The organism is Sphingomonas sp. BK580 (genome assembly GCF_014194975.1).
GTDB lineage: Bacteria > Pseudomonadota > Alphaproteobacteria > Sphingomonadales > Sphingomonadaceae > Sphingomonas.
Window position 1 is genome coordinate 75,138 of record NZ_JACIAY010000011.1, and the last position, 13,946, is coordinate 89,083.

4 protein-coding genes are annotated in these 13,946 nt (G+C 60.8%); 3 read left to right on the plus strand and 1 reads right to left on the minus strand.

Annotation, left to right across the window (positions count from 1 at the left end; translation table 11 throughout):
* Positions 1-51 precede the first annotated feature (51 nt).
* From FHY05_RS17445 to FHY05_RS17455, 3 genes are all read left to right on the plus strand, one after another.
* Positions 52-6,279 carry an autotransporter outer membrane beta-barrel domain-containing protein gene (locus FHY05_RS17445; protein WP_183945709.1) on the plus strand — a complete coding sequence of 2,076 codons (6,228 nt, stop codon included), beginning with the start codon at positions 52-54 and terminating at the stop codon, positions 6,277-6,279.
* Between the two features lie 1,748 nt (positions 6,280-8,027).
* Entirely contained in the window at positions 8,028-12,002 is a 3,975-nt protein-coding gene (locus FHY05_RS17450) for an autotransporter outer membrane beta-barrel domain-containing protein (protein ID WP_183945710.1), read from the plus strand.
* 98 nt (positions 12,003-12,100) lie between these two features.
* Positions 12,101-13,189 carry an SGNH/GDSL hydrolase family protein gene (locus FHY05_RS17455; protein ID WP_183945711.1) on the plus strand — a complete coding sequence of 363 codons (1,089 nt, stop codon included), beginning with the start codon at positions 12,101-12,103 and terminating at the stop codon, positions 13,187-13,189.
* A 264-nt stretch (positions 13,190-13,453) separates the two neighbouring features.
* On the opposite strand, the gene FHY05_RS17460 is transcribed toward FHY05_RS17455, so the two are convergent.
* Positions 13,454-13,900 (minus strand): hypothetical protein, encoded by a 447-nt coding sequence (locus FHY05_RS17460; RefSeq protein WP_183945712.1) that lies wholly within the window; start codon positions 13,898-13,900, stop codon positions 13,454-13,456.
* Positions 13,901-13,946 lie beyond the last annotated feature (46 nt).

The following is a 13,946-nucleotide window of genomic DNA, read 5'->3' on the forward strand; positions in this document are numbered from 1 at the left end:
GCCGCACGTAGCCACAGCGCAATGCCGCAACGCCGAGCTTTGAGATTGTCTATGCTTCGGCTCAGTTCGGCCATGACGGCTGTTTTATGCGTGTCTGGCCTCAATGCTTCGACCGCAAGCGCTCAACTGCCGCAGAGTTCAGCAACGATCGACGCTACGACGCAAGCGGGTACGGCGCTTTCGAACAAGGGGGTCGACCACACGAATGAGGAACCCGCTTCCGGGGCCGGTAGAGATGGCGGCAACGCTGACGGATGGAATGTAACTGTCGACACAAGCGCGTTCATCCGATCTGACCGTGAAGGGGCACTCGTCAGCATCTATTCCGTTGGCGGAAACGGCAGTCAGGCCGCGCAGGGCGGCGATGGGGGCTCGCCAGGCGCGCGCGGCGGAAATGGCGGCAGCAGCGGCAACATCGATATCACCGCCACCCCGCCGACTAATGCCGGCGGCTATTGGGCATTCGAGCAGCTGGCGGGCAGGCCGGATTCTTACGCGTTTGACATACGAGCAATTGCCGGAAACGGCGGAAAGGGTGAGACGCCAGGTAGCGAGACCGAAACTGGGGGGCAACCTGGTGCTGCTGGCATCGCAGGTAACATAACCTTCACAGCACTGCAAAACACGGTTGTGCCATCCGTCTATAACTACATCTCGTCTCAGGCGGGTTCAACCGACATACTTTTGTATTCACGTGGCGGTAACGGAGGTGCTGGAGGAGATACGGAGACACAGATTGAGAACAGCAATGGTATAAATGGCGCAGCAGGCTCAAACGGCGGCGACATCAGGGCGGACATCGCGCTGAACATGTCGGACACAGTCGGCACTGGCGTGAACATGACCAGTATCGGTGGCAATGGCGGCCAGGGTGGAAACGGCAACTCGCGGATCGGTGCCGGCTATGGTGGGGCCGGCGCTGCTGGCGGTGATGGCGGCACTGTAGTCTTCGGGCAAACAGGTGGCTCAATCAGCACCCGCGGTAGTGGCGCAGCGAACGAAGTCGAGGTCAATGTGCCCGGCGGCTCCGGCAGCGTGGTCGTTTCGTTGGAAGGCGTGGATGCTGCCATCCTTGCGCAGTCCATCGGCGGTGTCGGAGGTACGGATGGGAGCGCCAACGGTACCGTAGCCAAAGCGGGCAACGGCGGAAACGCAGGTGCCGGCGGCACCGTAAGTGTAAATCTCGGTGGGTCGGGCATCTACCAGACGACCGGGGGGTACCAGCCGTTCCGAGATCGAGGGGTGGTCAGCACGACAGGTGATAACGCGGTTGGTGTCATCGCGTCGAGCGTAGGAGGCGCAGGTGGCGGCACGCAGGACGTTGGTGGAGCCTTCGCAAAATACGGCGGAAGCGGTGGCCGGGGAGGGAACGGCGGGCAAGCCTATGTCTCGCTGCTGCAATCCTCATCCTTCGATCCCGCCAACGACTATGCGCTAATCACGACGAACGGCACCCAATCTGACGGCGTGATCGTCCAGTCTGTCGGGGGCGGCGGCGGGATCGGCGGCGACGTGAATGGCGGCGGCTTCGGCTTTACGGTCCAACACGGCGGCAGCGGCGGCAGCGGCGGCGTCGGCGGATCAACAGGGATCGACAACGGCGTCTGGAACGGCGCGAACTTTGTCAAAGGTTACCAGATCCATACGCTCGGCGCGAACTCGTTCGGCATCCTCGTTGAAAGCATCGGTGGATCCGGAGGGCGCGGCGGCAATGCGACTGGTGCAGCTGCGGGCGTTGGCTCGCTGGTGATCGGCGGCAATGGTGGCTCTGGCGGCGACGCACGCGATGCGACGATTTCCAACTTCGGGATAATCCAGACTGAGGGTGACCAGTCGATTGGCGCCCTCGCTCAGTCGATTGGGGGCGGCGGAGGTGCCGGAGGGTCTGCCCTCGCGATCACCATCGGATCGGTCCTTACCTCGGCAACAGCGATCGGCGGGACCGGCGGCGTAGGCGGTAATGGAGATCTCGCGCAAATCTACAATTTGGGTCAGGTGGTCACGACCGGGAACAATGCGATCGGACTGGTGGCGCAATCCGTCGGAGGCGGAGGAGGCAACGCTGGCTCGAGCCTTGCCGAAGCCTTCGCTGTGAACCCTCCGGACAGCCCCATCCCCACGTTCACGCTCGATCTAGCCATCGGAGGTAAGGGCGGGGCTGGCGGTTACGGCGGAGTGGTCAGGCTCTACAACACTCACCTGATCGCCACACAAGGCGCTCAGGCGTTCGGTGTCCTGGCACAATCCATCGGAGGTGGTGGCGGCAACGGCGGAGACGCTACCGCCATAAGCCAGGCCTACATTCAGTCCAGTCTTACGGCTAACGTAGCTCTCGGCGGCGACAGTGGTGATGGAAGCACCGGCGGATCGGTCACCGTCGCGAACAGCGGCCTTGTCCAAACGCTAGGTCGGGGGTCCGTCGGTGTCTTCGCTCAATCGGTCGGGGGCGGCGGGGGAACTGGCGGCCTCGGCTCAACCAATCAGGGGGCGTTTGAGGAAGCCGAGGGCTGGAGCGTCGAGAGCTCCGTCGGTATTGGCGGCAAGGGCGGCAAGGGCGGCGACGGTGGAGACGTCCTGGTCTATAACTACGTCAACGCCAATAACAATTTCAGTGCGGGCAATGCCCCTGACTCCAGCAAGATCGGCCAGGGCGGCATTCTGACCGCGGGACTTTCTGCGCCTGGAATCCTTGCACAGTCCATCGGCGGGGGAGGCGGCAACGCAGGTGATGGAGTGGGAAACGGCGGGGGTGGTAAAATCTCCGTCAATGTGGCGATCGGCGGCAGTGGAGGCGCCGGCGGCGACGGCGGCTCGGTCATTGTTGATGCAGGCCAAGGGGCGATCTTGACCGCGGCGGCGAACTCGCCGGCGATCTTTGGACAGTCAGTCGGGGGCGGCGGTGGAAACGGCGGTAACGCGACAACCGGGTCCGGCAACGATCCGAAGGAGTATTACCCTCAGTGGCTCGCCACCCAAGGAGCAGATGCTCTCGGCAACGACGCTGTGACGCAGATCAACGAGGGCTTTTGGGATTGGAAGGAGACCGTCACCAACGGCTACGATGATCTCGAGAAGCTCAATTCATTGTTCGAAGGATATAAAGCTTCGAACGACGAAGAGGCCCCGGAGCCGGAGGCGAACGGAGGGCAGGAGGCTGATTTCAAGATCGATATCGGCGCCGGCCGCGCCGGAAACGGAGGAGCTGCCGGCGGAGGAGGCTCGGTCAACCTGACCAACAATGGCGCTATCCAGACCCTCGGATCCGGGTCGTACGGGATGTTCGGCCAGTCCGTGGGTGCGGGCGGCGGAACTGGCGGTGCAGCGACAGCGGCATCGACCAACGACAGGCCAGAGGAGTCGACCTTCGCGGCGGCCATTGGCCTTGGCGGTAAGAATGGCAGTCGTGGTGATGGTGGCTTCGTCACCCTCACCAACGGAGGTGCAAACACGCCGAATGCCTCGATCGCGACAACGCGCGATCTCGCACATGCCATGTATGGGCTTTCTGTCGGTGGTGGCGGCGGAGTTGGCGGTGCATCGAAGGCGACGACAGCATCGGCGCCAGGCGGGTTGTCGATCACCATGGGCGCCGATGCCGCCTCAGGAGGCGCTGGCGGCGCAGTACAGTTGGACAACGACGGGCACCTCACCACCAATGGCAACGACGCCTACGGCATGTTCGCGCAGTCAATAGGCGGCGGCGGGGGTTTCGCTTCGCTGACGGGCCAAGTCTATGATGCTCTAGGATTTGCCCATAGCGCGACCAATCTACTGAGCCAGAACGTCGCTGTTCAGCTCACTAACCCTGGCGCCGGCAGCAATGGGGGCACTGCGACAGTGAACCTTCATGAAACGGGCACCATCGCGACATCGGGGGTGAACGCATTTGGCATATTCGCGCAATCAATCGGCGGAGGCGGCGGCGTCGCCGTTGTAAACGCTGTCAGCACAATCAACGCAAGTTGCGACCTGTTCCAAAGCTGCGCCAATGAGTTCGTGAACCAGAACAATGGCGGAAACGTCTTCATCAACACCGACTGGGGCAGCTCAATTACCACCACGGGGGCAGGCGCAGCGGGCATCGTCGCGCAGACAATAGGTGGAGGCGGTCTCAACATCAATGGCTTAAGGGGCGTTAATCTTCTCGATACGAGTCACATAAACTCGTCCGTTCCCGATCGCGGCCAAACCGGCAATGATTGGAATGCCGGTGATGCCGGCGCCATTACGATGCAGGTAAATAGTAACATTACCACCACCGGAAACTATGCTCATGGTATCCTCGCACAAGCTGCGCAGAACGGCGGCGGAATCCTAGGTCGAGAAGACGGGTATGGGTTTGTGTTCTTCGGCCTTCAGCCAGATAACCGAGGAACGTCATGTGGCAACAACTCACTCTGTGCCGGGCACATTACGGTTTCTATCGGCGATGGAACAAACCCGACAACTGTGGCTGTGAGCGGGGCTTCCGCTATCGGCGTTGCGGGTATCTCGGTCGGAGGAGTGCAGAACAGTAACTCCGTTCATATAATCGTAAATCAGAATGCCAGAATTCTCGCGACCGGAAAGGCTGTCGCTGGAGTCCTCGTTGCGGCCCAGTACCAGGGCATTCTCGATAATGCTGGCTTGATCGACGGCTCGCAAAGCGAGAACAAGGTAGCCGTGACGGGTTGGGGCGGGTCAAGCGGCCGCGAACTGCCCTACACGGTCAACAACTCCGGAGTCATCCGGGGCAGCGTTACGGGTGGCGGCATCCTGAAGGAAAGCGGAAGCCTTGGGTCGGCTGTCACAATAAATAATCTCGCGGGTGGCCTTCTTGAGGCGGGTCCTGAGCTGAGTCTAGGCAGCGGCGTGCTCAACAACGCTGGTGCACTCAGCATTGGAGGACGCGGCCAGATCGCGAAAACAGTTATGACCGGAAGCCTAATCCAACAGGCGGGCGGCACGCTACACATCGATGCGGATCTTGCTGGTGGCCAGGCCGATCGTCTTGAGATCAACGGCGCCGCGACCTTGGGGGGCACCGTCGTCGTGGCACCGACGACCGTGTCGAACAAGCCGGTGTCCGTCCTGACCGCGACGGAGGGAGTAACCCTTGTTCCCGAGCTACGGCAGACGGACTCGTCAGCGCTGTTTGACTTCCCTGTGATCGCCGATGGCAACGAACTACGGATCCAGCCGGTTGCGAGGCTGGCTGACGCTGCCTCTAATCTCGGCGGCACGAAAAAGGCGGTCGCGACCAATCTCCAACGCCTATTCGATAGCGGCGCCTCGATGGACGGCGGCTTCACGGCGCTTTCTGCAGTTGGAGCTGATGAATATTCCGCTGTGCTCGATGCGCTCGCGGGGCAGGCCCTAGGCGCCATCGGAGCGTTCCGTTACAATGCCAGCCGGGCCTTCGCGAACAACCTCACTAACGGATGTAATCCGGAGAGCGATCGAGCTAAGACCGATTGCGTCTGGGCTCGCGCGTACGGTACCTGGACGCAGCAAGACCAGACCGTGGGCTCGCTCGGCTATCATGCGGATGCGATAGCATTTCAGCTTGGTGCCGAGCACGAGCTCTCTTCTAACCTGTCGGTCGCAGTGGCGGCGGCGTACCAAAGCACCAAATTCCGTGACGACGGACGCACTGCGCGTGTGAAGGGCGACGGCGTGATCGCCGGCGCAAGCCTTAAATTTGTCAGCGGCCAATGGAGCGCCAGTGCCGCGCTCGATGCGGGATATGATTGGTTCCGAAGCAAGCGCACTATCGCCGTCGGTGGCACAGGAGATGTTGCGCGCGCCAAGCCGAGAGAGTGGGGTGTCGGCCTACACTCGCAAGTGTCCTATATGATCGACCTTTCCCAGCTTTACGTTAAGCCAAGTCTCAACCTTCACGCCATTCGCGTCCGAGCGAACTCGTATCTCGAGAGCGGGAATTCTCCCTTCAACCTCGCGGTTGAGGGGAAAAGCGACACCTGGCTGAGTGGTGGCTTCGGCATCGAACTTGGCAGCAGAGTTCCCCTCGGTAACGGTTCATATCTAAAGCCATATCTCGGAGGAGAGGTTGACGTCAGCAATGATCCGGATTGGGTGACCACTGCCCGCTTTGCCTCTCAAGCAGGCGGCAGCGCCTTCACCGCTCGCACCGCAGTTCCAGGCACCCTTAAGCGGATTAGGCTTGGTGTAGACCTACTTGGGGCAAAGAACGTAGATCTGTCGGTGCAGTACGTTCCCGAGTTCGGAGATCGTTATACGTCGCAGACTGGTGTTGCGAAACTAACCTACCGCTTTTGAACCTAGGTTTGTTGATCCGCGGCGCATTGTTTCTGCCGGGTCGTTGAGGAGCTTGCGTGACCTTCGAGCTATCCCACTAAGCAGGAGCGCTTATGACGGGGATGACGGTTGTGGTGCGGGCATCGGCTTCAGCGTCGTTGTGCCTAGTGGCGTTCACAACCGGGGGCGTCGCCGCGGCCGACGATTGCGTGATGGTCGGCCAGGCTTGCACGGTCGGTCGTACCGGGAGGGCGGCCACACCAGCAAAGGGCGCGCCCTCCTTCCCGCTTGATGGTGACGGTAATGCGGGCGGCGATGGCGGCAGCGCTACAGGCATTGAGCTGGATCTATCAGGCGCGCGCGTGTTCCGGGAGAGTGGTCTGACGTCTCCTCTCGACCTTAGTTCACGCGGTGCGGCTGGCGAACAGGGATCGAATGCTACACAGGGGAGCTTCTCGAAACACGGCGGCGACGGCGGCAGAGGGGGTGACGCGGGCGCGATCCGGGCCGTAACAGGAGCGGACGTCGGTGGTCTGTCGATCTCAGCGGCGAACGCGGCGACTATCGTCAGCGTCGGGGGAGTGGGCGGGGCTGCCGGCATAGGCAACTACAACGGTCCTCCTGGGAGAGCCGGACTCGGCGGGAACGCAGGTCGGATCGACGCTGAGATCAATGGCGGTTGGAATGCCACTCAAGGCACTGGCCTCTTCATACAGAGCGCAGGTGGTCAGGGAGGGCGGGGACGTTCCTACGCAGCAGGGTACAGTACGCTTGCGCCCGATGGTACGAATGGAGGAGCCGGGGGTGAGGTCCGAGCTACGCTGAACGCCCTCCTCTATGGTCGGCTCACCGGTGCGTCGATACTTAGTGCAGGCGGTAGCGGGGGCGCCGGGGGTGACGGTGGAGGCGGCTCGGGCGGCAGTGGAGGTGCCGGAGGCAATGGTGGAGCCGCGGGGAACGTTGCGGTTACTATAGGGCGCGCGGCAGATGTCTACAGCAGCACACCTCTTTATGCCGCTCTGTTGGTGCAATCTCAGGGTGGTGCGGGAGGAAGCGGCGGCAGCGGGGGCTCAGGAGGGCGCGCGGGTACGGGCGGAGCGGCGGCGAACGTCATCGTTGACATCGCTGGAGGCTCTCTCCGGACGCAGAGCAGCTTCTCTCCCGGCCTTCTGGCTCAGTCGCTCGGCGGCGCCGGTGCGAATGGCGGAAGCGGTTCTCCGTGGGCGGTAGGGTCAAACGGGGGCGCTGGTAGCCGTGGAGGTGCATCAGGCAACGTCACGATCAAGGGAAGTAATTTCTCCATCGTGACCGGTACAGACGGCGCGCCCTTCTCCGGAGAGACCGCGCCCGGCATCCTCGCACAATCAATCGGTGGGGGGGGCGGCAACGGTGGCAGTGCCAGCGGTATTTTCTCGATCGGCGGCAGCGGGGCGAACGCTGTGACAGGCCGAGACGTGACAATCGATGTCGCCGGATCGGTTGGGACGTTCGGCTACAAATCCGCGGGCGTCGCCGCGCAGAGCATTGGCGGCGGAGGTGGCAGTGGAGGCGACGCGAGAAGTTCATCTCTGGGTATCGGACTGGTCATCGGCGGCACGGCTGGCGGAGGGGGCTCCGGAGGCGCCGTCAATGGATCCCTCAACACTGGAAGTGACGTTGTCACGCGCGGGAATCATGCAGACGGAATACGGCTGCAGAGCATCGGTGGTGGAGGCGGTGACGGAGGTTCAGCGTATGGCAAAATAAGCTCGAAGGTGTTCGGGCTATCAATGAGCGTTGGTGGATCAGGCGGCGACGGCGGCGCCGGTGGGATCGTAGACTACGCTTCAGGGCGAGACACAACGAACGCCGGGAGCATCGAGACGTTCGGTGCCGATGCCTTCGGAATTCTAGGCCAATCAATCGGCGGCGGTGGTGGAGCAGGCGGCTCATCAATCGCTATCGCAGAGACGTCAGGCTTCAGAGATTTTCCTACGCTGTCGATCGCATTCGCGGTCGGTGGTTCCGGCGGCAAGGGTGGAAGGGGCAACGCTGTGCGCCTCGGGAACACCGGTACGATTGTGACGGGCGGAAGCGGCGCTATAGGCATCGCAGGGCAAAGCATTGGCGGCGGCGGTGGCGTCGCTGGGGATGCCTCTGCACAAGCCTCATCTTCCGGAAAGAGCGTCAACCTTTCGGCCAGCATCGCCGTGGGTGGAAGGGGGAAGGCGGCCGGGGAAGGTGGTGCCGTAACGATCGAGAACCTGGGCGACATCGCCACAGCGGGCGCAGATGCGGACGGCCTGCTAGCGCAATCGATTGGAGGTGGCGGCGGAAGTGGTGGCTTCGGCGACGGCACGTCGGAGAGCAGCGACGGCAAACTCAATGTGGCTTTGACTATGGCAATCGGCGGCGATGGCGGCGGTGGCGGTAGCGGCGGGCCTGTGATCGCCAACAATGGCGGTCGAATCTCCACGCAGGGTGCAGGAGCGAACGGCATAACCGCTCAAACGGTAGGAGGCGGCGGAGGGCGGGCGGGTGGAGGAGCTGGATCGGCAAGTGGGGATTACTCGCTTTCCTTGAACGTCGGCGGCCTTGCCGGCTCCGGAGGCGGCACCTTCGGTACGGGCACGATGCGGGTAGACAACACGGGCTTGATCGAAACCGCAGGCGGAGACGCGGCCGGTATTCTCGCACAGAGTATTGGCGGGGGCGGCGGGGTGGGCGGCAAGGCTGCGGGAGCCAGCTTGCAGTCGCAAACTTCGATCCGAGGCGAGCCATCGAGCGCCATCAACCTCGTACTCGCCGTAGGTGGAAAGGGAGGAACAGGGGGCGCGGCCGGTGCGATCACCGTCACCAATACCGGGGAGCTGCGGACGCGAGGCGCGCTTGCGGACGGGATCGTCGCTCAAGCCATTGGCGGCGGTGGCGGAAAGGGCGGCGCGTCGAACCCAGCTCAGTCGGCGAAAGACACAGGACAGCTTGTTGTCGGCGGTACAGGCGGCGCGGGCGGAAATGGGGGGCAGCCCATTGTGCTCAACCAAGGCGCGATCTCCACAGCCGGCCCTCTGGCTGCAGGAATAATAACGCAGAGCATATCTGGCGGCGGCGGTGTGGGAGGGCTTTCAGCGTCGACAGCTGGTGTAGGTACCGCCGCCAGCACCTTGTTCAACTCTGCCTCCTTGAGTGTGGGGGGGAGCGGAGCTGCAAGTGGGACTTCGGGACAAGCCATAGTTGAGAACACCGGTTATATCGAGACGAGCGGACATGACTCCCCCGGCATTATCGCTCAAAGCATCGCAGGTGGCGGAGGCATCGTTAAGCTCATGTCAACCAGCCTCGAAACAGAGGCAAATAGCGGCGTAGCCAAAGAGTTTGACGCCAACATACGCTTTGGAGGGCCGGCGGCAACAAATGGCGCAAGCGGGCTAGTTCGTGTGACCACTCGCAGCGGCGCAGATATCCGAACCTCTGGCGACAACTCCTTTGGGATCGTGGCTCAAACGATTGCTGGGGGTGGCGGTTTGTTCCTCGGCGGAACGCCAACAGTCAGGCCGAGCAAAGACTATTTCGGCGTCGGCAAAATGACTGGATCTGTCATCGATGATATGGAGCGAAATTCCGGAAACAGTGGCCTGTGGATCGAAACAGGCGGCAACATCATCACCACCGGCCAGGGAGCAGCAGCCATCCTTGCCCAATCTATCGGCGGCGGAGGGGGCTTGGCAGGGGACAGCGGTGCGACAGAGCAGCTATTGCCTTTTCAGGCGAGCGTCAATCACGACGGCAGTGGCGGTGCCATTGACATCAAGGTCGGGCCTGCCTCGATAATCGCGACATCGGGTACTAATGCGCCCGCTCTCATCCTGCAGAGCATTGGCGGAGGCGGCGGCCGTGTCGTGACCAAGTCTGGCGTCTTCAGTGGTACCGCAGGAGGAACCGGTAGAGGGGGAGCTATCAACGTTTTAGTCGACGGGAAGGTTAGTGCCAACGGCCCTGCGTCGAGGGGTATTTTTGCCCAGAGTGTTGGTGACAGGACGTCCAGCTCCCCTATTACGATCATCGTGGGATCAACCGGAAGCATCTCTGGCGGGCCGCTGGTCAATGGCAGCGGTGATCCCACAGCCGCAATCTATCTTGATCATGGAGGAATGACTGTATCCAGCCCGAACCGCGTAGCGAATCGCGGCAAAATAACCTCCTTAGGGGCTGCTAGAGGCACTGCAATCTTCGGCGATTATGGCACAACAATCGTTACAAATTCAGGCGTAATCGTCGGATCCGTCAATCTCTCCAATAATGGCGGAAGCGGTTCGCTAGAGAACACAGGTATCATAGAGGCCTCAACTATTAGGCTTGGGGGCGGCAGTTTTGAGAATGCCGGAAGGTGGATTGTCGATGCTAGCAGAGGTCCGGTGATCCTAGGAGGAGACTACGTCGGCAAGGCGACCGGACAGATTGTCGTGGCCGCGGATCTGGAGTCTAGTGAGCCTGCAATAGAGGTCGCGGGGCGTGCGATACTTTTTGGTGGTCTCAAGATTGAACCCAGCAGCTTACGGAATAAGTCAGTCGTCCTAATCAACGCGGCCGGCGGCATTACCACTAACTCGCCGGTTCAAATCGAGCCGACAAAATTATACACCTTTACGGCGGAGAATACAGGAAACGCCCTTGTAGTGACGCCTCACGCCCATTTTCAGCAGGCTACTGCTGGCCTCGATGCCAACGAGATGGCGCTCGCTGAGGCATTGCAAACTATGTGGGACGATGGGGTGGATGCGAGCAGCCTGTTCACGGCTCTGGCTTCGATAGATGAAACGAGCAGCTATGAGCAATCATTGGCTGCCCTTTCCGGCGGGGCAGTTGAATCAGTCGCTACCTTTCAGTTTGCTAATGCTCGTGTGTTCTTGAACAATCTTGAGGTTGGCTGTGGTGATGCCGGGGAAGCAGACGCGTGTTCGTGGGGCAGGATTGTAGATAGCGATTCTAGCCAGACTGGCGATAGCGGCTTCCGGCAGCGCGGGTGGGCTATGCAATTTGGCACGGAAGCAGCCATAGGAGAGGATTGGACGCTCTCGAGTGGACTCTCTTACGACGAGAACCACTTTACCGGAAATCAAAGTTTCACGCAGATTCGCGGTTCATCTGCCAGACTTGGCCTCGCAATCGGATACTCGCCTTCCGAATGGTCATTCCAGGCGGCGTTAGCTAGCGGCATTGGGCGTTATAGAAGCTTGCGAACGATCGCGGTGGGAGATGTAGCGGGAGAAGCCGACGGCCGTTTAACGCAGTTCCAGCTCGCGGCTCGGCTCTCGGTCTCGAACGACATCTCCTTGGGCGTAGCTTACTTACGTCCGGGCTTGTCCATCGGTGTGCTGGGACTACACACCCCATTCCATCGGGAGCACAGTCTTCAGAAGCTTGGATTGTCCTTTGCTAGTGATACGCACGTAGTCGCGCTTCTGGATCCGTCCTTGGAGATGGGGGCCAAAATCTCCGTCGGACAGGAACATGTGCTTAGGCTTTTTGGTAACGTCGGAGCTCAGTTTGCTAGCCAGAGCGAATGGGTTTCTCGAGCGAACTTTGCTGTCGAAGATGGTAGCAGCTTTCGCGTGGCGAGTCCTGTTGCGGATGTTATCGCACGGGCGCGCCTTGGATTCGTACTAGAAACGCGGAAAGCTCGGTTCAGCCTTGAGTATGCGCAGGATGGCGGCTCTGGCTACCGTTCCAAAAGCCTCGCAATTAGAGCAGCCGTAAACTTCTGAGCGTGTCCATCAGCGTCTCGGCAGCTTGCCTGCAGATGGAAAAAGAAACGCCTGGTGTTGAGCTATTAGCAGGCAGGTAGTTAGCAGGGAGATGTAGAATGAATAGCTATTTGAAAGCGCTGGGCCTTGCCGTTGCGCTGATTGCTGCACCTACAGCGTCAGCTGGTGAGTACTCGGCTATGTACGTGTTCGGAGATAGCCTATCAGATCGCGGCAACTTGGCTGAGGCCTTTGGCGCCCGGTGGATCGATCCACCAAGCTTTCATTATAGCTTCACAGATGGGCCCGTCGCCGTCAGTGTGCTCGCGTCCAAGCTCGATCTTAAGGCCGACCCGTCTCTTTGGCTCAACAACTTCAATGACGATGCTGGGCTATTCCCAGCGGGCTATGCTCCTGGTACCAACTACGCTGTCGCGGACGCTACTGCTTCCGCCGGCGGAGGAATCGGAGCAATCAATCTACCTTTCCAGGTCGACGCTTATCTCGACAGGAGCAGTGGGGTAGCTGACGGGGACGCACTCTACACCGTTTTTATTGGTGGAAATGATGTTGCGAACGCGACCCGCTCCGGAACTGGGGCGATCGCGCTTACGACCGCTGTCTCGTCGGAAATTTCGAGCATTCAAAGTCTTTTGAACGCTGGTGCTAAAAACATCTTCGTCGTGAACGTTCCCGATGTCGGGGCTACTCCTGCATTCTTAGCTGGTGGTATGGCCCTATCGGAGCTCGCGACGGCAAACTCTCGAACCTACAACGGGCTTCTCGCAAGTGAGCTTGGTAAGCTAACTGGAAGCGGTGCTTCTATTCGGCAGTTTGATCTATTTGGCTATTCAAAACAGATCATCTCGAACGCGTCATCGTACGGTATCACAAACACTGTTGGATACTGCTACGACATAGGACTGCCCCCAACCGATCCCGCCGGAGTTAAAACAACAGAGGCTTGCGGTGAAAAGGCTGAAAACATCGGCCAGCTGGCGTACTGGAACAATTTTCATCCGACGGGTAAGGTTCACAACCTGATCGGTCAGGGAATGTTCGACGTCCTCGCTGGGTCCACAGCGGTGCCGGAGCCGGCGACGTGGATGATGATGATCGTTGGCTTTGGGCTTATGGGACTGTGCCTTAGACGACCGCGGGACGGGCGGCAGCGCTTGCCCGGCGGCCTCCGGCCATCGCTTGTTTAGGCTAAAATCTCAATTTCGATCTTCCGAGCCTGCGACCGTTGTTCCGCTTGTCGCAGGCTCGGTTCCTCAGCGCTCGGCAAGCACCTAAATAGGAGCCAGACCTTCCATCAGCGCCGGCGAGCTAACCTACCGACGCGCATGCCTTAGAGCTTGTCCTCAGGACCTTGGCATGCGTGGACGCGACCTTCTTTGATGCCGGAATCGTGATCGCCACTCCTCTGGCGAATGCATGATCGCGAGTTCTCAATGGCTGTCCCCGCGCGATCATCGCCCGACCTGGCGCTCCCTTGTGGTCCTGGGATCCTCGTAAAGGTCGCGCAGCGCGCGCAGCCGGAAAGCGTTCCACCAGCGTTGCCAGCGATGCTCAGCGGCATCGTGGATCATGTGGCACCGCTGGCATAGCGCCTTGAGATTGGCTGGTGCGCTGTTGCTCGGATCATGATCGAGATGCGCGCAGGCAAGGACGACGTAAGTCACTCGTACGCTGGCGAGCGTGAAGCCGCCCCTCACGGCGATCCGCTTGCCACGGTCCGATCTCCAACAAGCCGCCTCCGCGTCCCACCAGCGGCCGTCACCGAGATGTGCGACACGCTGAAGGTGCGGCCGGCTACATTGCTCGCAACGCTTGCCCGCGCGCTCGAACCGGATCCTGCCTGACAGCTGCTGCCAGTCGATCGGGTAGAGCCAGCGGTTCTCAGCGCGGATCGGCATCCGCATGCTATGAGTCACGTCGGGAACATTGGAAAGCGCCTTTTCC